This is a genomic window from Streptomyces desertarenae, assembly GCF_042681365.1.
GTDB lineage: Bacteria > Actinomycetota > Actinomycetes > Streptomycetales > Streptomycetaceae > Streptomyces > Streptomyces desertarenae.
This window is the reverse complement of record NZ_JBHUFU010000005.1, coordinates 1-19,936: the sequence shown is the minus strand read 5'-3', so window position 1 is coordinate 19,936 and position 19,936 is coordinate 1. Positions and strand designations below refer to the sequence as shown.

The following is a 19,936-nucleotide window of genomic DNA, read 5'->3' as shown; positions in this document are numbered from 1 at the left end:
CCGGATGAAGCGGAACGGAACTTTCCGGGGCGCACCGGCAGCCGGCCCGTGCCGGGGCCCGCGCCGTCGGCACGGACCCGGCGGATCAGCCGATACCCGCCCGTGCGGCCGGTAAGCGCCGGCGGGGCGGAACGGTGCGGGTCAGGCCGTCAGCCAGGCCCGCAGCCGCTCCTCGCAGTGCGGGATCAGCGCGGTCTCCACCCGCTCGTCCCGCTTGTGCGCCAGACTGGGGTCGCCGGGCCCGTAGTTGACCGCGGGCACGCCCAGCGCGCTGAACCGGGAGACGTCCGTCCAGCCGTACTTGGGACGCACCTCGCCGCCCACCGCCGCCACGAAGGCCGCGGCGGCCGGGTGGTCCAGGCCGGGGCGCGCCGGGCCGGAGCTGTCGTCCACCTCGAACCGGACCACCCCGCAGTCCGCGAACACCTCGCGGACGTGCTCCAGCGCCTGCTCCTCGGTGAGGTCGGGCGCGTAGCGGTAGTTGACGGTGACGGTGCAGGCGTCCGGGATGACGTTGCCCGCGACACCGCCCTCGATGCCGACCGCGTTGAGCCCCTCGCGGAACTCCAGCCCGTCCACCACCGGCCGCCTGGGCTCGTACCCGGCCAGCCGGGCGAGGATCGGCGCGGCGGCGTGGATGGCGTTCTCCCCCGTCCAGCTCCGCGCGGAGTGCGCGCGCTGCCCCGCGGTGTGCAGCCTGACCCGCAAGGTGCCCTGGCAGCCGCCCTCGACCTGTCCCTCGGAGGGTTCCAGCAGCACGGCGAAGTCCCCGGCCAGCCAGTCGGGATGGGCCTGCGCGAGCCGGCCGAGGCCGTTGAGGTCCGCGGCGACCTCCTCGTTGTCGTAGAAGACGAAGGTCAGGTCGCGGTTGGGGGCCGGCACGGTGGCGGCGATGCGCAGCTGGACGGCGACCCCGGCCTTCATGTCGGAGGTGCCGCAGCCCCACAGCTCGCCGCCCTCCAGCCGGGAGGGCAGGTTGCCGGCGACCGGCACGGTGTCGATGTGCCCGGCGAGGACGACCCGTTCGGCCCGGCCGAGTGCGGTGCGGGCCACGACGTTGTTGCCGTACCGGTCCACGCGCAGGTGCGGCAGGGTCCGCAGCGCGGCCTCGATCGCGTCCGCGAGCCGTTTCTCGTCACCGCTCACCGAGGGGATGTCGACCAGCCGCGCGGTCAGCCGCACCGCGTCCAGGGTCAGGTCGAGGCCGCCGTCGCCGTCGCCGGCTCCGGAACCGGCGCCGTCCTCGGTTCCGGTGGTGGTCTCCAGGGCACGCTCCATGGGCCCGACCCTACCCCCGCCCGGGCTCCCCCACCGCGCGCACTCCCCCGGCCGGAACGCGCACGCGGCGGGCACCGGTACCTTTGTCGCGTGTCCGAGCGTGCACCGACTCCGCGAACCCCGCGCCGCCGCAGAGCCCTGCGCCTCGCCGCGGCGTGCACCGTGCTGCTCGGGCTCGCCGGGTACCTGTTCGTGCGTCACGACCCCGGCGGGACCGGACAGGCGCGCTGCACCGTGACCCCCGAGGGGAGCGGCGACCCGTACGTCATCGAGCCCCAGCAGGCCGCCAACGCCTCCACCATCCAGGCCGTGGCCTCCGCCCGGGGACTGCCCGAGCGGGCCGTGACCATCGCCCTGGCCACCGCCATGCAGGAATCGGCGCTGCGCAACATCGACTACGGGGACCGGGACTCCGTGGGGCTGTTCCAGCAGCGGCCCTCCCAGGGCTGGGGCACCGCGGAGCAGATCATGGACCCGGTGTACTCGGCCGGGAAGTTCTACGACCACCTGGTGGAGATCCCCGGCTACTCGCGGCTGCCGCTGACCGTCGCCGCGCAGCGGGTGCAGCGCAGCGGGTTCCCCGACGCCTACGCCAAGCACGAGTCCCGCGCGGCGATGCTGGCCGCCGCCCTCACCGGCCGCCGCGCCGCCGCGCTGAACTGCGTGCCCGGGCAGCGGGCCGCCGACGGCACGGGCGGTCCGGGACAGGTGCGGCAGCGGCTGGTCCGCGAGTTCGGTGCGGACGTGCTGCCGGACGCCGCCGGCACGGGCGGCGGGCGCAGCGCGCCCGGCCCGGTCGTCTCGGTGCCCGTGCGCTCCCCGGCGCGCGGCACCGCGGAGGAGGCCGGGCGCCGCGGCTGGGAGGTCGCGCACTGGGCCGTGGCCCACTCCCTGGAGCTGGGGATCGAGCGGGTCTCCTACGGCGGGCGGGTCTGGGAGGCCGGACGGGCGGTCGAGGGCTGGCGGCCGGCCGAGGGCGCGTCCCGCGACGAGGTCGTCATCTCCACCGTCCGGTAGGCGCCGTCCCGCAAGCGAGGGCGCCGCGGCGCCGCACCGCCGGCGCCGCGGCCGCGTCATCACGCCGCACTTCGGACGTCACTCGGACGGGCGCATTCCGTTCGCCGGCAAAACGCCTCGCGCACCGCGGGCCGCGCCGCGCGCACCGTTCACCGCCTCCGGAGAACTTCCAGCTCACACCCTGTTCGGGCGCTTTGCCGCACCGGCCCGCACCGGTCCGCGGGCCTCCCCGCGCACCGTCCGGAACGGGCCGCGCATTGCCAATCCTTTACCCGGGCGACCGCAACCTCCGGGGTGTCCGGCCCGATAGGCACAGCGTCCGAGGGGCGCCGCCCCGGCCGGATGCGCAACGACGCCCCGCCGACCCACCGTCCGCGGGGACTTCCCAGCAAGCCTTTCTCCGTCGAAGGAGCAACATGTCCCTCCCCCTCTCGCGCCGGATCGCACGGACCGCGCTGCTGGTCGCAGCGGGAGCCGCCTCCGCGGTCGGTGCGACCGGTTCCGCGAACGCCGCCGAGCTCCTGCCCACCGCGAACCACCTGGGCGGCGTGAGCAACCTGGACGGCGCGCACCTGGGCGACACCATCGACGACACCTCGCGCAGCACCAGCAAGCAGGTCGCCAGGACCGGCGGCAAGGCCGTCCAGGACACCGTTCCCGCCGCGGGCAAGACCGTGGGCTCGGCGGGCAGGACCGCCGTCCCGGCCGTGCAGAAGACCGCCGGCGACGCGGTGGGGACCGCCGGTTCCCTCGCGGGCGAGACCGCCAAGCCCGCCGCCGAAACGGTCAAGAGCAAGGGCAAGGGCAAGGGCAAGCTGCCCGCCGCCAAGAGCCTGCCCGCGTCCGCCGGCTCGCTGACGGAATCCCTCCCGGTCGTCGGCCAGCTGCCGGTCAAGGGCCTGCCGCTGGCCTGATCCCGCAGGCCGGGGCCGGCCGCCCGGCACACCGCCGCGGCACGCCCGCAGGCGGCTCCGCGCGGCGTCCGCACCCCTCCGCGCGCCCGGGCCCGGGGACCGCATCGGTTCCCGGGCCCCCGCCGTGTCCGCGTCCGCCCCGGCCGTGGGCGGCCGGGGCGGACGGGCGGGCAGGCGGGCGGGCGGGCGGGCGGGCGGCACGGACCGATCAGGCCGTCAGCCGCCGCACCGCCTCGCCGACGCGCTCGTCCGTGGCCGTGAAGGCGACCCGCACGTGCCGCTCCCCCGCCGGGCCGTAGAAGTCGCCGGGCGCCACCAGCACGCCGCGCCGGGCCAGCTCGCCGACCGTGTCCCAGCAGGGTTCGTCCCGCGTCGCCCACAGGTACAGCGACGCCTCGCTGTGCTCGATGCGGAAGCCGGCGGCCTCCAGGGCGGTGCGCAGCGCCGAGCGCCGTGCCGCGTAGCGCTCGCGCTGCTCGGCCACGTGCGCGTCGTCGCCGAGCGCCGCCGCCGTGGCGGCCTGCACCGGGGCGGGCACCATCATCCCGCCGTGCTTGCGCACCCTCAGCAGCTCGGCCAGGATCGCCTCGTCCCCCACCAGGAAGGCGGCGCGGTAGCCGGCCAGGTTGGAGCGCTTGGAGAGCGAGTGGACGGCGACGATCCCCTCGTGGCTTCCGCCGCAGACGTCCGGGTGGAGGACGGAGACCGGCTCGGCGTCCCAGCCCAGCTCCAGGTAGCACTCGTCGCTGAAGACGAGCACCCCGTGCTCGCGCGCCCAGGCGACGGTGGCCCTCAGCTCCTCCTTCGGCAGCACCCGGCCGGTGGGGTTGGAGGGCGAGTTCAGCCACAGCAGCCGCAGGCCCTCGGGGTCCACCTCGCGCGGCGCGTCGTAGACGACCGGCTCGGCGCCCGCCAGCCGCGCCCCCACCTCGTACGTCGGGTACGCCAGCCGCGGGTACGCCACCGTGTCGCCGGGGCCGATGCCGAGCTGGACCGGCAGCCAGGCCACCAGCTCCTTGGAGCCGACGACCGGCAGGACGTGGGTGTGCGCCAGCCCCCGCGCGCCCAGCCTCCGCTCGCTCCAGCCCACGATCGCGTCCCGCAGTTCGGTGGTGCCCCACACCGTCGGATAGCCGGGGCTGTCGGCGGCGGCGGCGAGCGCCTCGCGGACCACGCCGGGCACCGGGTCGACCGGAGTGCCCACGGAGAGGTCCACGATGCCGTCCGGGTGTTCGGACGCGGTCTTCTTGTACGGCTCCAGCCGGTCCCACGGGAAGACCGGCAGGCGGGAGGACAGGGGTGGCACTGCTGCTCGCTCTCTTTCCGGGAAAGACCCGGTCCCGCACGGCGCGGGGCCGTGCGGGACCGGATCAGTGCTGGGGGCGCGGGGTCACTCCCGCGTCACTCGTCGTGCTCCTGCGGCGGGAGGGCGGCGACGAACGGGTGGTCGCGCTCGATCAGGCCGAGCTTGCTGGCACCGCCGGGCGAGCCCAGCTCGTCGAAGAACTCGACGTTGGCCTTGTAGTAGTCCTTCCACTCCTCCGGGACGTCGTCCTCGTAGAAGATCGCCTCGACCGGGCAGACCGGCTCGCAGGCCCCGCAGTCGACGCACTCGTCCGGGTGGATGTACAAGGACCGCTGGCCCTCGTAGATGCAGTCGACGGGGCACTCCTCGATGCATGCCTTGTCCTTCAGGTCCACACAAGGCTGCGCGATGACGTAGGTCACGCTGTCGTTCCTCCTCGGTAGGGCGCGGCAGCCGGTCCGGTTGTGGCTGAGCCGCATGGCGCGCGGGAGCGCGGCGTCGTCGATGCCCGCACCTAGTATCTCCGTTCCGGGGCAGGAGACGAACAGGAGGGGTGGTCACAACCGTGGAGTTCACCGTGGGCGGACGGCTGAGGGTGCGCATCGGCCCCGACGACGTGGGAAAACGCGTCTCGGTGCGCAGTCTGACCGGTTCCGCGGACGGGGGCCCGGCCTTCACCGACACCGTCGGTGTTCTCACATCGTGGACGGACGGTGTGCTCTCCGTCACCCGGCGCGGCGGGCAGGGCGTGCGGATCGCGGCGTCGGACCTGGTCGCGGGGAAGGTCGTGCCGGCCGCCCCGGCCCGCCGCAGGGGCCCGGCGGCGGACGTGCGGGAGCTGGTGGAGGTCGCGGCGCGCGGCTGGCCCGCGGTGGAGACGGCCCGGCTGGGCGGCTGGACGCTGCGCGCGTCCGGCGGCTTCACCGGCCGCGCCAACTCCGTCCTCCCCCTGGGCGACCCGGAGGGCGGACTGGACGAGGCGCTGGCCCGGACCGTGCGCTGGTACGCCGAGCGCGGACTGCCCGCGCTGGTCCAGGTCACCACCGGCGGCGGGGACAGCGACGAGCTGCTCGCCGCCGAACTGGAGCGGCGCGGCTGGACGGCCGAGCGCTTCGCGCTCGTGCGCACGGGCGCGCTCGCCCCGCTGGCCGACCGCGCGCCGGACCCGCGGGTGCGGCTCGCGCGGCGGCCCGACGAGGACTGGCTGGGCGCGTACCACCGCGGCTCCTCGGCCGGTTCGGCCGGGGCGGCGCTGGAGGTGCTGGGCGGCGGCCCGTCCGTGTGGTTCGCCCGGGTGCCCGGGGAGCGTCCCGGGGACGGCCCGGCGGCCATCGGGCGGTGCGTGGTGGACGGGCGGTGGGCCGGCTTCGCCGCCGTGGAGGTCTCGCCCGGACGGCGGCGCGAGGGGCTGGCGACGGCGGTGATGGCGGAGCTGGCCCGGGCGGCGCTGGCCGAGGGCGCCTCGGCGGCGTACCTCCAGGTCGAACCGGACAACACCGCGGCGCTGGCGCTCTACGACCGGCTGGGCTTCGCCGACCACCACGCCTACCACTACCGCCGCGCCCCCCGCGGCTGACGTCCGGTCCGCGCCGGCGCGGACCGGTGCGGCGCGGGCGGGGCGGGAAGCGGGGCGGCGGGGAGCGGGGAAGGGGGCGGGGCCCGGGCGTCGGGTACCGCGGGCACAGCGGGTAGGGAGGATTCCATGGACGGAGGGTTTCCGGACGACGACGGCGCGGTGCGGGAGCGTTTCGCCGAGGCGGCGCGGGCCGCGCGGCCCGATCTGGCGCTGCTGTGCCTGCTGATCAACGCCGAGGCCGACCCGGCCTGGGCGGGGAAGGGCGTGGACGAGGCCCAGATCGAACTGGACCGGCTGACGGGCCTGCTGCCGTACCGTCCGGCGCGCTCCCCGCGGGAGTGGGCGCGCGCCCTGGAGGAGCTCCTCGGCGAGCGGTGCGGCTTCCACGGCACGCCCGCCGACTACCGCCGGCTGGAGTCCTCGCTGCTGGGCGAGGTGCTGCGGCGGCGGCGCGGGCTGCCGATCCTGCTGTCGGTGGTGTGGATGGAGGTGGCGCGCCGTGCCGGTGCCCCGGTGTACGGAGTCGCGCTGCCGGGGCACTTCGTGGTGGGCTTCGGCGATCCGCGCGGTGAGCACGTGCTGGCCGACCCCTTCGCGGGCGGGCTGCCGATGTCCGACGGGGAGGTGGAACTGCTGGTGGCGGGCACGGCGCCGACGGAGGCGATGCTGCAGCCCGCCGGCCCGCTGGAGATCGTGCTGCGCGTGCTGAACAACATCCGCGCGTGGGCGGCGGCCCGTCCCGAGCACACGGACGTGCGGCTGTGGGCGGTGGAGCTGTCGCTGCTGCTGCCCCACCACCCGGCCCGGCTGCGCCACGAGCGGGCGCGGCTGCTGGTCGAGCGGGGCGACTTCGCGGGCGGCGCGCGGGAACTGGAGCAGTACGCCGACATGGTGGCGGCGATGGAACCCAACGCCGCCGAGGCGGTGCGCCGCGAGGCGCGTGCGGCCCGCGCCCGGCTCAACTAGCCGGACGCGGGCCGCACACTGCGCCTTCCCCGGCCGCCTGGCGGAGCGGCCGGGGCCCTGCGGGCCGGGCTACTGCGGGTCGAGTTCGATGACGCCGACCCGCTTGGCCGGGTCGGTCTGCCGGAGCGCCTCGCGCAGCGCGCCCGCGACGTCCTGCGGGGTGACCGGGGTCTTGGTGCCGTTGCCGCGGGCGACCAGGACGCCGTCGAAGGTGCTGCCGTACAGCTGTTCGAGCACCTTCAGGTCGTAGGTGTCCACGAGCTTGTCGCCGACCGGCTTCATCGACAGGAACTTCGGCAGCGACCGCTCGGGGCTGAACGGGATCGACCGGTCGCCCGCCCGGACGGTGACCAGGCCGGACATGGCGGGCCTGCCGAACTCGCGGATGGCCCGGTCGATCTCCTCCTGGCCGATCCGGGGCTGCTTCAGGGAGACCGGCAGGGTGACGGCGGCCTCCGAGCCGGTGGCGATCTGCTTGCGGTAGGCGTCCTCCAGCAGATCGGTGCTCTTGGCGACGTCCACCTGCTTGTAGGGCTTGCCGGGGACGCCGACGGCCTTGCCGTCCGTGAACGTGACCATGCCCTCCTGCACTCCGCCGGAGCCCTGGGCGGTCAGCCCCTTCAGCGCCGCCGCCAGCTTCTCCTCGTCGACGGTGAGGGCCGGCTCCGCCACGCGGGTGCCGCCGAAGAGCGAGCCGATGACGGAGACGGGGTTGTAGTCCCGTCCGGCGGCCTCGTCCACGGTGGTCTCGGTGTCGAAGGCCAGGCCCGCCACGCTCGGCTTGAGCGTCGTCCGCTTCCCCTCGACGTCGAGGACCAGCGGCTGCTCGGCGCGCTCGCCGAGGACGGACTCGAGCTTGTCCACCGCCTCCTCCTTGCTGGTGCCGCCGATCCCCACCCCGAGCACGGTGGTGCCGTTGGGGACGTCGGCGTGGTCCAGCAGCAGCCCGGCCCCGTAGGCGATGCCGAGCGCCCCGACGGCGGCCACGCCGAGCAGCACCAGCTTGGAGCGGCCGCGCCGGGCGGGGGCGGGACGGGGCTCGGGTTCGTCGCGGTCCCCGTGGTCCGCCTGCTCCTCGCGGCCGTCGTGGTCGTCGAAGGGGTCGGAGGGGTCGGAGGGGTCGGAGGGCCGGCCGGCGTCGGCCGGGACCCGCGGAATACCGCTGACCAGGGTGTCGCCGGAGACGTGCTCCCGGTGGGCGGGGGCCGGACCGCCGAGGTCGAGCGAGGGGCCCCCGGCCTGCGGCGGCTCGGGCGCGGTGCCGACCCCGGGCACGGGGTGCTGCCCCGTGTCCGGGTGGCCGGAGGGGCCGGGTGCGTCCGGCTGCTGCTGGAATCCGGGCGGCAGCAGCGAGTCGCCGGCGGCCGGGCCGGCGGTCGGACCGTCGGGGCCCCGGAGGCCGCCGGCCGCCGGGGGCGGCGGGGCCGCGGCGGGGAAACCGTGCGGCGGAGTACCGCCCGGACCCGCGGCGGGGAAACCGTGCGGCGGAGTACCGCCCGGACCCGCGGCCGGCCCGTCCCGGACCACGCCGAGCGGACCGGTGCCCTCCGTGGGGACTGTGGGGCCGGGGAAGCCGTGCGGCGGGGTGTCGGTGCGCTGCCCCGGCAGCCCGGCGCGGGCGCCCGCTCCCGGGCCGCCCGGACCGGCCGCGCCGCCCGGGGCGCCGGAGGCGCCCGGACCACCGCTCGGCGTGGGGGGCTTGCGGGGCGCGAACCAGGAGCTGGTCTGCTTGGCACCGCCGTTGGCGGAGGTGCCGTTCGCCGCGGACGGGCCCGACGCCGCGGAAGCGCCGTTCGCCGTCCCGGCCGTGCGCGGGACGCCCCCCGCCGGGGTGCCCGGGCCTTGGGGGACGCCGCCCCCGCCGCCCGGCGCGTCCGGCGCGGCGCCGGGGACACCGCCGGGCTGCGCGGCGTCACCGTCCCTCTCGCCCACGGGCTTGCGCACGACGACCGGCGGGATGGGCCGGGAGCCCGGGATGTTGATCCGGATGCGGGTGGTCAGCGTGGTCTCGGTCTTCGGCTCGCCCGACTGCGCGCCGGACCGCTCGGCGGACTCTCCCGGCGCGCCGCCCGCCGGCGTGCCGTAAGGCTCGGTTCCCTGCGGATACGCGGCGCCGCCCCCCGTCTGGGGATGGGAGGACGGACTGTCAGTTTCACGGCTCAAAGCTGGATCTCCCGGTTGGATTCGCCGCCCGCCATGGTTCCGATCGGCTCGCACGAGCGGCTAGCCGGCGCGCACCACCATATCTGGGGTCGCCGCCATGGACCCCGGGAGTACCGAATCACCACCCCGGCACGGCCCATGACGGGGTCATACCGGCATACTGCCTCGCGGATTGTGGGCCAATTCCACGGCGGTTGTCGACCGCCGGACGATCGCCGCCGACCGCTTCACGGCATCTTCACAGCCTCTTCGCGTCCGGCTGGAGGACGTGCCCGGACGGTACGACCGTGGCGCACATCACAGCGGCGAACATCCCTCCGAAGAGGAAGACGTACGCCCCCGCGCCGGTGCCGAACAGGAAGTCGCCCTCGGGGCGCGTGGTGGTCAGCAGCACCACCACGAGCATCCATCCGCCCGCCGGGGCCGCCGCGCCGATCTTCGTGCGGGTCAGCCGGGCGCCTCCGAGGAAGAGGCCCACGGCTCCGGCGAGGGCCAGCAGCAGGCCCAGCGGGAACCAGCCCGCCTGGACCAGCGCCCCGGCCAGGGCCACCGCGCCGCCCAGCACCGCCAGGCCGGCGTACGCCGCGATCCGCGCTCCCCTGCTGCTCACCGGGCGCCTCCGGCGGTGTCCGGGGCGCACACCAGTCCCTCGAACAGGTCGCGCAGCGGCTCGGGGGGGACGGTGCCGTCGGCGAACCGGAAGTGCTCGGTCCGCAGCAGCGGCTGGCCCAGCCCGTTGGAGAGGGCGAAGGAGGAGGGCGGTCCGGAGGAGGAGTCGGCCACCGCGATCTGGGTGGCGTGGGCGCGCATCGCCGCCGCCTTGGCCGACGCCTCGGCGTCGCTGCCCTCGATCACGGCGGCCACCCGGTCGTCGTCCACCACTCCGGGAACGTCCCCGGGGAAGGCCAGGTCGGGGAAGGGGGTGCCGCCCGGCTCGCGCAGCCGGGCGAAGCCGGCCTCGACCTCCGAGCGCGCCGCGCAGTTCCAGTAGACGCGGTCGACCCGGTGCGGCTCCCCGCCGCCCGGGGCGTGGGCGGGGTCGGCCGCCAGCTCCACCGCGCGCATCGCCACCCGGTGGGCCTGGATGTGGTCGGGGTGGCCGTAGCCGCCGTCCGGGTCGTAGGTGACCAGCACCTGGGGACGCACCTGGCGGATCTCCGCCACGAGGTACGCGGCGGCCTCGTCGACGTCCGCCCGCCAGAAGCAGTCCGCGCGCTCGTTGGCGGGGGTGCCGAACATCCCGGAGTCGCGGTAGCGGCCGGGCCCGCCCAGGAACCGGTGGTCGACCGCGCCCAGTTCCCGCATGGCGTGCCGCAGTTCGCCGATCCGGTGGGGGCCGAGGGCGTCCTCGCGGTCGGCGGCCAGATGGGCCAGCGCCGGCGGAATGACCTCGCCCTCCTCCCCCAGGGTGCAGGTCACCAGGGTGACCAGCGCACCCTGGGCGGCGTACCGCGCCATGGTGACGCCGTTGGTGATCGACTCGTCGTCGGGGTGCGCGTGGACCAGCATCAGGCGGCGCGCGGGAAGCTCGGTCATGGGGCCGAGCCTACGCCGCCGGCATCAGAACTTGATGCTGCCGATCATGCCCGCGACGTTCGAGGTGAGCTCGCTGATGGTGGGGGCGATCGACGAGCTGGCCATGTAGAAGCCCAGGAGCATGCAGATCACGGCGTGGCCGGTCTTCAGCCCTGATTTCTTGATCAGCAGGAAGACGATGATCGCCAGCAGCACCACCGCCGAAATCGAGAGTGCCACGGCGGTTCACCTCCAAGAGCGCGCGGTCGACACTGAATCAGGATGCTTGTACGACTGGGCAGTCGGGAGCTACATACCCAGCCTGGAACCATGCGCAACGGATCATAACTTTCCGTGAGACGGCATGGGTCGGTGCACGGGTGCAGAAGAGGGGCGCACACCCGTGTGACCTTGGCCACGTCCCGGTCCTGCGGGGCGCGGCGGGCCGTCCGGCACCCGGTCCGGACAGGAACCGGACCGGGGCCGCGGCGACGCCGTACGCTCGCCCCATGGTCATGTCGTTTCCACGCCAGTACGCCAGGACGCAGCGCTTCTCCCTGGGGGTGCCGCGCGCGTTCACCGTGGCGCCGGACGGTTCGCGGGCCGTCTTCCTCCGCTCCCGCTCGGGCACCGACCGGACCGGTCTGCTGTGGGTGCTGGACCTCCCCTCCGGCCCCGGGGCGGGAGGGGAGGGGGCCGCGGAGCGCGTGGTGGCCGACCCCGCCGCACTGCTCGGCGGCGCGCGGGAGGAGCTCTCCGCGGAGGAGCGCGCCCGGCGCGAGCGGAGCCGCGAGGGCTCCGCCGGGGTGGTCGCCTACGCCACCGACGCCGCCGTGGAGACGGCCGCGTTCGCCCTGTCGGGGCGGCTGTTCACCGCGGACCTGCGGACCGCCTCGGTGCGCGAACTGCCCGTCCCCGGCCCGGTGGTGGACCCCCGGCCCGCGCCGGACGGGCGGCGGATCGCCTACGTCGCCGGCGGCGCCCTGCGGGTGGCCGACGCCGACGGCGGGGCCGACCGGGCGCTGGCCGGACCCGAGGAGTCCCCGGGCGGCGGCCGCGTCACCTGGGGGCTGGCGGAGTTCGTCGCGGCCGAGGAGATGGACCGCTCGCGCGGCTTCTGGTGGTCGCCGGACGGCACCCGGATGCTGGTCGCCCGGGTGGACGACTCGCCCGTGAACCGCTGGTGGATCGCCGACCCCGCCCGCCCCGGCAGCGAGCCCGCCGAGGTCCCCTACCCGGCCGCCGGAACCCCCAACGCGGACGTGACGCTCCATCTGGTGGACGTCGGAGAAGGGGCCGTAGAGGGCGGCGCCGGCCGCACCGAGGTCGTCTGGGACCGGGACCGCTACCCGTACCTGGCCCGCGTCCACTGGTCGGCCGCCGGACCGCCCCTGCTGCTGGTCCAGTCCCGCGACCAGCGCAGCCAGCTGTACCTGGCCGTGGACACCGCCACCGGCCGCACCACGCCCCTCCACGCCGACGAGGACCCGGCGTGGCTGGAGCTGTTCCCCGGGGTGCCCGCCTGGACGCCCGACGGGCGCCTGGTGCGGATCGCCGACGAGGGCGGCGCCCGGGTCCTGGTCGTCGGCGACCGCCCGATGACCTCGGCCGCGCTGCACGTCCGCGCGGTGCTGGACATCGGCGAGGAGGACGTGCTGTTCTCCGCCTCCCCGGGGGCGGAGGCCCCCGGGGAGGCGCCGGTGGGCGAGATCGCCGTCCACCGCGTCTGGTACCGCGGCAGCGGCGACCAGGGAGGCTGGGAGCGGGTCTCCCCCGGCGGCGCGCACGTCGCCTCCGCCGTCCGCGGCGGGGACACCGTGGTGCTCTCCACCGCGGCCCCGGACCGTCCCGGACCCCGCGCCGAGGCGCTGCGGCTGCCCGAGACGGGCAAGGGCGCCCCGGAGCCGCTGGCGGTGGTCGCCTCCCACGCGGAGACGCCGGTGCTGACGGCCCGCCCCCGGCTGCTGCGGGCCGGCGGGCGCGGCATCCCCGCCGCCGTGCTGCTGCCCACCGGGTACCGGGACGGCGACGGGCCGCTGCCGGTGCTGATGGACCCCTACGGCGGTCCGCACGGGCAGCGCGTGGTGGCCGCGCACAACGCGCACCTGACCTCGCAGTGGTTCGCCGACCAGGGGTTCGCCGTGGTGGTCGCGGACGGCCGCGGCACCCCGGGCCACTCCCCCGGCTGGGAGAAGGCGGTCGCCGGGGACCTGGCGGGCACCACCTTGGAGGACCAGGTGGAGGCGCTGCACGCGCTGGCCGGAAGCCACCCCCTGGACCTGGACCGGGTCGGCATCCGCGGCTGGTCCTACGGGGGCTACCTGGCGGCCCTGGCCGTGCTGCGCCGTCCGGACGTCTTCCACGCGGCCGTGGCGGGCGCCCCCGTGACGGACTGGCGGCTGTACGACACCCACTACACCGAGCGCTACCTCGGCCTGCCCGACGAGCACCCGGCGGTGTACGCGGCCAACTCCCTGGTCACCGACGAGGGGCTGTCCGCACCGGCCGGACCGCACCGGCCGCTGATGATCGTCCACGGCCTGGCGGACGACAACGTGGTGGCCGCGCACACGCTGCGGCTGTCCTCGGCGCTGCTGGCGGCGGGCCGCCCCCACGAGGTGCTGCCGCTGTCGGGCGTGACGCACATGACCCCGCAGGAGCAGGTGGCCGAGAACCTGCTGCTGCTCCAGGTGGCGTTCCTCAAGCGGTCGCTGGGCGTGGCCTGAGGGGTCCGGCGGGCGCGGGGGCGCGCCCCCGCGCCCGCCCTGCGGTCACCCGGCCGGTCGGCCGCCGCCCTCCCGCGGCCCCGGGGCGGAGGGCGCGCCCCCGGTCCCGCCCTCCGGCTCCCCCTCCGGGAAGTGGCAGGCCGTCAGGTGCCCCTCCCGGTCGCCGTCCAGCCGCGCCAGCGGCGGTTCCGCCTCGGCGCACAGTTCCCGCGCCTTCCAGCAGCGGGTGCGGAAGCGGCAGCCCGAGGGCGGATCGACCGGCGAGGGCACGTCGCCGGTCAGGCGGATGCGCTCGCCGGCGCCCTCCGCCGGCGCCACGCGGGGCACCGCGGAGAGCAGGGCGCGGGTGTAGGGGTGGCGCGGGTGCGCGTAGATCGACTCGCGGTCGCCGGTCTCCACGATCCTGCCGAGGTACATCACCGCCACGCGCTGGGAGAAGTGCCGGACCACCGCCAGGTCGTGGGCGATGAAGACGAAGGCGATGCCCAGCTCGCGCTGCACCCGCCGCAGCAGGTTGACGACCTGCGCCTGGATGGAGACGTCCAGCGCCGAGACCGGTTCGTCGGCCACGATCAGCCTGGGTTCCAGCGCCAGCGCGCGGGCGATCCCGATGCGCTGGCGCTGGCCGCCGGAGAACTCGTGCGGGAAGCGGTTGTAGTGCTCGGGGCTCAGGCCGACGGTCTCCAGCAGCTCCCGCACCCGCTTCTCCCGGCCGCCCGGCGGAGCGATCCCGTTGACCTCCATGGGCCCGCCGACGATCGTGCCGACCGTCTGGCGGGGGTTCAGCGACGAGTGGGGGTCCTGGAAGATCATCTGGATCTCGGTCCGGACCGGTGCCAGCTGCCTGCGCCCGGCGTGGGTGATGTCCCGGCCCCGGTAGGAGATCCGGCCGGCCGTGGGCTCCAGGAGCCGGGTCAGCAGGCGTCCGGTGGTGGACTTGCCGCAGCCGGACTCGCCGACCAGGCCCAGGCTCTCGCCCGCGTGCACGGTGAGGTCGACCCCGTCCACCGCCCGGACCGTGCCGACCTGCCGCCGGAAGGGGAAGCCCCCCATGACCGGGAAGTGCTTGGCCAGGCCCTCGGCGACCAGCAGCGGTTCGCCGCGCCCGGGCGGGACGCCCGGGCCCGGGAGCGCGGCCTCGTGCGGGAGGGGTCCCGTCTGCGCGGTCATGTGCTGCCTCACCTCAGCCGGCGCCGTGTCCATGGGATGTCCGTTCGACGAAGAGGGTGCGCTGCCGGTCCGCCGTCAGGTGGCAGGCGGCGCCGCGCACGTCGGGCGGCTCGGGCCGCTCCTCGGCGCACCGCGTGCCGCCGACCTCCGCGGTGACGGCGCACCGGGGGTGGAAGGGGCAGCCGGACGGCGGGTCCAGCAGGCTCGGCGGGGAGCCCGGGACGGGTACCAGGTCCTCCTCCACATCGCCGTCCAGCCGCGGCACCGAGCTCAGCAGCCCCCAGGTGTAGGGGTGCCGCGGGGAGCGCAGGACCTCGTCGGCCCGGCCGCGCTCGACGGCCCGGCCCGCGTACATCACCAGCACCTCGTCGGCGGTCTCGGCGACGACCCCCAGGTCGTGGGTGATGAGGATGATCGCGGAGCCGAACTCGTCCTGCAGGTCCGCCAGGAGGTCCAGGATCTGCGCCTGCACGGTGACGTCGAGCGCGGTGGTGGGCTCGTCGGCGATCAGCAGGTCGGGGTCGCACACGAGGGCCATGGCGATCATCGCCCGCTGGCGCATGCCGCCGGAGAACTGGTGCGGGTAGTCGCCGGCCCGCATCCGGGGGTTGGGGATGCCGACGCGGCCGAGCATCTCCACCGCGCGCCGGTGGGCCGCGCGCCGGGAGGCGCCGGTGTGCCGGCGGTACGGCTCGGCGATCTGGTCCCCGACGGTGTGGTAGGGCGACAGGGCGGTCAGCGAGTCCTGGAAGACCATCGCCGCCTTGTTGCCGCGCAGCCTCTGCAGCTCCTTCTCGCCGGCGCCGGTCACCTCCTGCCCGTCCAGCACGATCCGGCCGGTGACCTCCGTGGTGCGCCGGTCGTGCAGCCCGAGCAGGGACAGGCCCGTCACGGACTTGCCCGAACCGGACTCGCCGACGACGCCCAGGGTCCGGCCGCGGGCCAGGTCGAAGGAGAGCCCGTCGACGGCGTGGACGGTGCCGTCCTCGGTGGAGAAGCGGACGCGCAGGTCGCGGACGGACAGGAAGGCGTCCGTGCCGGGCGGCGGGGCGCCGGGGCCCGCGGTCTCGGTCACTGTGGTCACCGGCGGGATCCTCCTAGGACAGTCGTACGCGCGGGTCGATGAACGCGTAGACCGCGTCCACCAGGATGTTGAAGGCGATGATCATGGTGGCGGCGAACAGCATCACGCCCATCAGCATGGGCAGGTCGGTGTTGAGCACCGACTCCACGGCCAGCCGTCCGAGGCCGGGCAGGGTGAAGGTGAACTCGGTGACCATCGCGCCGCCGAACAGCGCGCCCAGGTCGATGCCGAAGATGGTCACGACGGGGATGAGCGAGCCGCGCCAGGCGTAGCGGAAGAAGACGGTGCGGCCGGGCATGCCCTTGGCCCGGGCCGCCCGCACGTGGTCCTCGGCGAGCTGCTCGATCAGGGTCGAGCGGGACATGCGGGTGTACTGGGCGGTGAAGATCAGCGACAGCACGAACCACGGGATGAGCAGCCCGGCGAACCAGTCGGCCGGGCTCTCGGTGATCGGCACGTACTCGGGCTGCCGGAACAGCTCCAGCTGGTAGACCAGCAGGGCGATGGCCAGCGGGCCGACGAAGTAGATCTGCAGGGAGCTGAAGACCAGCGACACCGAGCTGAGGAGCTTGTCGGTGAGCCCGCCGCGCCGCCAGGCGGCGAGCATCCCGGCGCCCAGACCGAGGACGAGGAAGACCACGGCGCCGCCCAGGGCGAGCGAGACGGTGGTGGGCAGCCGGTCGACGATGGTCCCCCACACCGGCTCGTTGCTCGCGAACGAGTAGCCGAAGCACGGCGCCGGACAGGGGCCCACGGCGAAGTCCCGGCCGGCGAAGATGCCCGCCATGTACGTCCAGTACTGCTCCGTCAGCGGCTTGTCGAGCCCGAGGTTCCTGCGGATGATCTCCAGCGACTCGGGGTCGCAGGTCTTTCCGCAGTGGAGCAGCGCCGGATCGCGCGGGATGGCGTAGAAGAGGAAGAACGTGCAGGCGCTGATGATCAGCAGGATGACGGAGGCGCCGAGTGTCCGGCGCACCAGGAAGCGCAGCATGGTCGGTTGCGGCCCTCACGCGGGGAGCAGGGAGGCGGTGCGGCGGGGTGCGGGGCGTGCCGGGCCCGTGGACCCGGCGCGCCCCGCGGTGGGACGCGACTACCGCTTGACGTAGAGCTTGGTCACGTCGAGGTTGCTCATGTCGTTGTTGTAGACCAGTCCGCCCACCTTGGAGCCGGCGATCTGCGTCTGCTTGAAGTAGTAGACGGGGACGGCCGGAGTGACCTCCTCCAGGATGTACTTGCCCAGCTCGAACCACTCCTTCGCGGCCTTCTCCGGGTCCGCGATGCGCTGGATCTCGTCGATCCTGGAGTTGATCTCCGGGTCGTCGACGTGCGCGTAGTTGGAGCCGCCGTCCTGGATCCCCCGGCCGTCGAACAGGGGCGGGATCACGGTGGAGGCGCTGGACCAGTCGTGGCCCCAGTTGTTGACGTAGATGTCGTAGGCGTTGTCGACGTCGCCGATGAGGTCGTAGTAGGTGTCCGTGGGCAGTTCCTTGCGCTGGACGTCGAACCCGGCCTTCTCCAGGGCGTCGGCGACCGCGATGGACGCCTTCTGCTCCTCGTCGTTGTTCCGGTAGGCGAAGGTGAGCTTCGTCCCCACCTTGCCCGCCTCCTCCAGCAGTTCGCGGGCCTTCTCGGGGTCGCCGCCCGGCTTCTTCAGCTTGCCGAACGGGTCGTAGTCCTTCTCGTAGCCGGGCAGCAGCGGGCTGATCAGGCCGCCGGCCAGTTCGCCGCCGGAGGAACCGCCGTACGGGGCCAGGTAGGACTTGGAGGGGAAGGCGTACGCGATGGCCTGCCGGACCCTGACGTCCTCGACGCGGCTGGTGTTGATCGCGAGCTGGGCGACGAAGATCTGGTAGCCGGAGACGGTGCGGTCCTTCGCCTCGCGCATCACCCGCTGGTAGCTGCCGGCGTCCACGGCGTTGTTGAAGCTGAGGGCGGTCCGCGCCTCGCCGCTGTCGTTGAGCAGCCGCTTGGTGGAGTCCTCGTACTGGTGGTTGAAGGTGATGTCGAACCCGTCGACGTACTGGTGGCGGGCGGCGTCCGTCTCCGGGTCCCACTCGGGGTTGCGCACCAGTTTCATCGACTTGCCGGACTTGAAGGACTCGATCCGGTACGGGCCGCTGGCGAGCGGGGCCTTGTCGTACTTCTGCCGGGTGTCCTTCTCGGCGGAGACCACCGCGTAGCCGCTCATGGCCAGGGCGTAGGGCAGGTCGTTGTGCGGCTCGGCGAAGTGGAAGACGACCGTCTTCTCGTCCGGCGTCTCCAGGACGGAGTCGGGCAGGTGGTCGCCCCCGTAGGGCCCCTCGGGCAGCAGGTCGCGGTAGGCGGCGCCGGTCTTGTTCGCCATCCACTGCTGGACGAAGGTCGGGCCCTGGGTGACGAAGGGGGCGAAGAGGCGCTCGAAGGTGTGCCGGATGTCCCGGGAGGTGATCGGCGAGCCGTCCTCGAACCTGATGCCGTCCTTCAGCGTGTAGGTCCAGGTCCGTCCGCCGTCGGAGGGCCGGCCGCTGTCGGTGGCCAGGTCGCCCACCACCGAGTAGGTGCCGTCGTTGGCGAGCTTGACGTGGGTGAGCTTGCGGTGGATCAACGCGGCGAGCACCATCTCGTCCTGGACGTAGATCTGCGCCGGGTCCAGGTGGGAGTAGCTGTCGCGCTGGTAGACGCGCAGGGTGCCGCCCTTTTGCGCGCCGGGGACGTCCTCGGCCGGGCCGGCGGACGCCTCGGCGTCGGCGAATCCGATCGCCGCCCGCTCCGTGGCGGGTTCGTTCCCGCCGCGGTCGTCCCCGCCCCCGCCGCCGCCCGCGCTGCAGCCGCCCAGGAGCAGCGCTCCCGCGGCGAGCACCGCGGCCACGGCACGCGGTGCGCGTATTCGATGGCTTCTCATGGCTCTGCCCCCTGCCTGTCCGCCTCGCGGACGGAGCGCGGTCAACGTGCGGCCCGGGGGTCGAAGGCGTCCCGGACCGAGTCCCCCAGGAGGTTGAAGGCCACGATGAACAGGACCATCGCGCCCCCGGGGAAGAACATGTAGGTGATGTCGTCCTGGTAGACCTCGGCGCCGGTGGCGAACATCCGGCCCCAGTCGGGGGTCGGCTCGACGATGCCGACGCCGAGGAAGGAGAGCGCTGCGGCCGTGGTGACGAAGTTGGGCAGCATGTAGGTCGCCTGCACCAGGATGGGCGTCATCAGGTTGGGCAGCAGCTCCTTGCGGACGATGCGCCAGGGCGAGGCCCCGCTGACCTTGGCGGCCTCCACGAACTCCCGCTCGCGCAGCGCCAGGGTGGCGCCGCGCAGGATTCTGGCCAGGGACATCCAGCCGAGGAACCACAGCACCAGGATCAGCGCCACCACTCTGATGTAGGTGGGCGTCTCGTCGGTGGGGTCGACGAAGAGGGCCACCACGATGGGCATGAACGCCACGAAGAACAACTGGTTGGGGAAGGCCATCAGCAGGTCGATGGTGCGGCCGATGAAGTAGTCCGCCTTGCCGCCGAGGTAACCGGCGACCACGCCCAGCACCATGGCCGTCAGGACGGTGGCCGCGGTCACCGCGACGGCGATGAAGAGCGAGGTGCGGATGCCGTACACGAGCTGGGTGAGCACGTCGCGGCCGAGGACGGGCTCCAGACCGAACCAGAACTCGGAGTCGATGCCCCCGTTGGGCTTGATCGGATAGCCGTACTCGTTGAGCAGCCCCTCGCGCTCCTGCCCGTAGCGGGTGTACGGGTCCTTGCCGTACAGCCGGGAGATGACGGGCGCCAGCAGTCCGACGGCGAAGAAGAACACCACGACGCAGGCGGACGCGACACCCGTGCGATCACGCCGGAAACGCCGCCACATCAACTGCCCCGGCGACCGGCCGGCCGGCACGGTGCGCTGCGCACTGGCCATCTCGTACTCGCCCCCCGACAGCCGGAAAACCTTTTCGGATGCGGGGACTTTCGCAATGGACCGAGGCCCGGGTCAAGAGGTCAAACTGGTTTAGACCACTGATTGCCGATATCGTCTCCACGTCATTCACGGAAAACGACCTGTTGAGCTCTTGACAGCTTTTCCCGGCGCTCGACATAAGCGCAGAAAAAACCATGTGCGCCGCTGCCCGGCACACCCGGCCGGCGCACGCTCACAACGCCGTCCCCCCGGCCGTCAGCACGTCGCGTTCTTCGGCGAAGTGGCAGGCGGAGGGGTGGGCGGCGGGGGTGTCCCGGCCGGCGAACCGCTCGGGCA

Annotated in this window: 17 protein-coding genes; 5 read left to right on the top strand and 12 right to left on the bottom strand. The window is 74.4% G+C overall.

What is annotated here, in order from left to right:
* Nucleotides 1-141: 141 nt before the first annotated feature.
* The gene (dapE, locus tag ACFSJS_RS09940; protein WP_380898971.1) at nt 142-1,278 is read right to left on the bottom strand and encodes a succinyl-diaminopimelate desuccinylase; all 1,137 of its coding nucleotides are present in this window, start codon (nt 1,276-1,278) and stop codon (nt 142-144) included.
* Between the two features lie 90 nt (nt 1,279-1,368).
* Here dapE and ACFSJS_RS09935 point away from each other — a divergent pair, with 90 nt between their 5' ends.
* Both ACFSJS_RS09935 and ACFSJS_RS09930 read left to right on the top strand, forming a co-directional pair.
* Nucleotides 1,369-2,295, top strand: coding sequence for a VldE C-terminal domain-containing protein (locus ACFSJS_RS09935; RefSeq protein ID WP_380898970.1), 927 nt, complete (start codon nt 1,369-1,371; stop codon nt 2,293-2,295).
* 416 nt (nt 2,296-2,711) lie between these two features.
* Nucleotides 2,712-3,209 (top strand): ATP-binding protein, encoded by a 498-nt coding sequence (locus ACFSJS_RS09930; protein ID WP_380898969.1) that lies wholly within the window; start codon nt 2,712-2,714, stop codon nt 3,207-3,209.
* Between the two features lie 208 nt (nt 3,210-3,417).
* Here ACFSJS_RS09930 and dapC read toward each other — a convergent pair whose 3' ends face one another.
* Nucleotides 3,418-4,515 carry a succinyldiaminopimelate transaminase gene (gene dapC, locus ACFSJS_RS09925; RefSeq protein WP_380898968.1) on the bottom strand — a complete coding sequence of 366 codons (1,098 nt, stop codon included), beginning with the start codon at nt 4,513-4,515 and terminating at the stop codon, nt 3,418-3,420.
* A gap of 95 nt (nt 4,516-4,610) precedes the next feature.
* Nucleotides 4,611-4,937, bottom strand: a complete 327-nt coding sequence (gene fdxA / locus ACFSJS_RS09920; protein ID WP_162466324.1) for a ferredoxin — start codon at nt 4,935-4,937, stop codon at nt 4,611-4,613.
* Between the two features lie 143 nt (nt 4,938-5,080).
* Here fdxA and ACFSJS_RS09915 point away from each other — a divergent pair, with 143 nt between their 5' ends.
* A complete protein-coding gene (locus ACFSJS_RS09915) occupies nt 5,081-6,091 on the top strand; it encodes a GNAT family N-acetyltransferase (RefSeq protein WP_380899249.1) in 1,011 nt (336 codons plus the stop codon).
* 126 nt (nt 6,092-6,217) lie between these two features.
* The gene (locus ACFSJS_RS09910) at nt 6,218-7,057 is read left to right on the top strand and encodes a transglutaminase family protein (protein ID WP_380898967.1); all 840 of its coding nucleotides are present in this window, start codon (nt 6,218-6,220) and stop codon (nt 7,055-7,057) included.
* Between the two features lie 69 nt (nt 7,058-7,126).
* On the opposite strand, the gene ACFSJS_RS09905 is transcribed toward ACFSJS_RS09910, so the two are convergent.
* From ACFSJS_RS09905 to ACFSJS_RS09890, 4 genes are all read right to left on the bottom strand, one after another.
* Complete coding sequence (locus tag ACFSJS_RS09905) at nt 7,127-9,220, bottom strand: peptidoglycan binding domain-containing protein (RefSeq protein ID WP_380898966.1); 2,094 nt, start codon at nt 9,218-9,220, stop codon at nt 7,127-7,129.
* Nucleotides 9,221-9,458: 238 nt separating this feature from the next.
* A complete protein-coding gene (locus tag ACFSJS_RS09900; protein WP_380898964.1) occupies nt 9,459-9,830 on the bottom strand; it encodes a DUF6113 family protein in 372 nt (123 codons plus the stop codon).
* Entirely contained in the window at nt 9,827-10,756 is a 930-nt protein-coding gene (gene mshB / locus ACFSJS_RS09895; protein WP_380898962.1) for an N-acetyl-1-D-myo-inositol-2-amino-2-deoxy-alpha-D-glucopyranoside deacetylase, read from the bottom strand. The genes ACFSJS_RS09900 and mshB overlap by 4 nt, the downstream gene beginning before the upstream one ends.
* A 24-nt stretch (nt 10,757-10,780) precedes the next feature.
* Complete coding sequence (locus tag ACFSJS_RS09890) at nt 10,781-10,975, bottom strand: hypothetical protein (protein WP_162466322.1); 195 nt, start codon at nt 10,973-10,975, stop codon at nt 10,781-10,783.
* Between the two features lie 275 nt (nt 10,976-11,250).
* Here ACFSJS_RS09890 and ACFSJS_RS09885 point away from each other — a divergent pair, with 275 nt between their 5' ends.
* Nucleotides 11,251-13,461 (top strand): S9 family peptidase, encoded by a 2,211-nt coding sequence (locus tag ACFSJS_RS09885; protein ID WP_380898960.1) that lies wholly within the window; start codon nt 11,251-11,253, stop codon nt 13,459-13,461.
* Nucleotides 13,462-13,506: 45 nt separating this feature from the next.
* On the opposite strand, the gene ACFSJS_RS09880 is transcribed toward ACFSJS_RS09885, so the two are convergent.
* The 5 genes from ACFSJS_RS09880 to ACFSJS_RS09860 all read right to left on the bottom strand — a co-directional run bounded on the left by ACFSJS_RS09880 (nt 13,507) and on the right by ACFSJS_RS09860 (nt 19,600).
* On the bottom strand, nt 13,507-14,514 hold the full coding sequence (locus ACFSJS_RS09880) for an ABC transporter ATP-binding protein (RefSeq protein WP_380899248.1): 1,008 nt from the start codon (nt 14,512-14,514) through the stop codon (nt 13,507-13,509).
* Between the two features lie 130 nt (nt 14,515-14,644).
* On the bottom strand, nt 14,645-15,715 hold the full coding sequence (locus tag ACFSJS_RS09875) for an ABC transporter ATP-binding protein (RefSeq protein WP_380898959.1): 1,071 nt from the start codon (nt 15,713-15,715) through the stop codon (nt 14,645-14,647).
* 13 nt (nt 15,716-15,728) lie between these two features.
* Entirely contained in the window at nt 15,729-16,706 is a 978-nt protein-coding gene (locus ACFSJS_RS09870; RefSeq protein WP_380898958.1) for an ABC transporter permease, read from the bottom strand.
* A gap of 99 nt (nt 16,707-16,805) precedes the next feature.
* Nucleotides 16,806-18,596 (bottom strand): ABC transporter substrate-binding protein, encoded by a 1,791-nt coding sequence (locus ACFSJS_RS09865; RefSeq protein ID WP_380898957.1) that lies wholly within the window; start codon nt 18,594-18,596, stop codon nt 16,806-16,808.
* A 41-nt stretch (nt 18,597-18,637) separates the two neighbouring features.
* Nucleotides 18,638-19,600, bottom strand: a complete 963-nt coding sequence (locus ACFSJS_RS09860; RefSeq protein ID WP_380898956.1) for an ABC transporter permease — start codon at nt 19,598-19,600, stop codon at nt 18,638-18,640.
* Nucleotides 19,601-19,936: the final 336 nt, after the last annotated feature.

What these genes read in the sequence shown, in the direction of transcription:
- ACFSJS_RS09885 (WP_380898960.1), top strand. Translation starts at nt 11,251, where the DNA reads ATGTCGTTTCCACGCCAGTACGCCAGGACGCAGCGCTTCTCCCTGGGG.
- ACFSJS_RS09865 (WP_380898957.1), bottom strand. Translation starts at nt 18,596, where the DNA reads ATGAGAAGCCATCGAATACGCGCACCGCGTGCCGTGGCCGCGGTGCTC.
- ACFSJS_RS09870 (WP_380898958.1), bottom strand. Translation starts at nt 16,706, where the DNA reads ATGCTGCGCTTCCTGGTGCGCCGGACACTCGGCGCCTCCGTCATCCTG.
- mshB (WP_380898962.1), bottom strand. Translation starts at nt 10,756, where the DNA reads ATGACCGAGCTTCCCGCGCGCCGCCTGATGCTGGTCCACGCGCACCCC.
- ACFSJS_RS09880 (WP_380899248.1), bottom strand. Translation starts at nt 14,514, where the DNA reads ATGGGGGGCTTCCCCTTCCGGCGGCAGGTCGGCACGGTCCGGGCGGTG.
- ACFSJS_RS09930 (WP_380898969.1), top strand. Translation starts at nt 2,712, where the DNA reads ATGTCCCTCCCCCTCTCGCGCCGGATCGCACGGACCGCGCTGCTGGTC.
- dapE (WP_380898971.1), bottom strand. Translation starts at nt 1,278, where the DNA reads ATGGAGCGTGCCCTGGAGACCACCACCGGAACCGAGGACGGCGCCGGT.
- ACFSJS_RS09860 (WP_380898956.1), bottom strand. Translation starts at nt 19,600, where the DNA reads ATGGCCAGTGCGCAGCGCACCGTGCCGGCCGGCCGGTCGCCGGGGCAG.
- ACFSJS_RS09910 (WP_380898967.1), top strand. Translation starts at nt 6,218, where the DNA reads ATGGACGGAGGGTTTCCGGACGACGACGGCGCGGTGCGGGAGCGTTTC.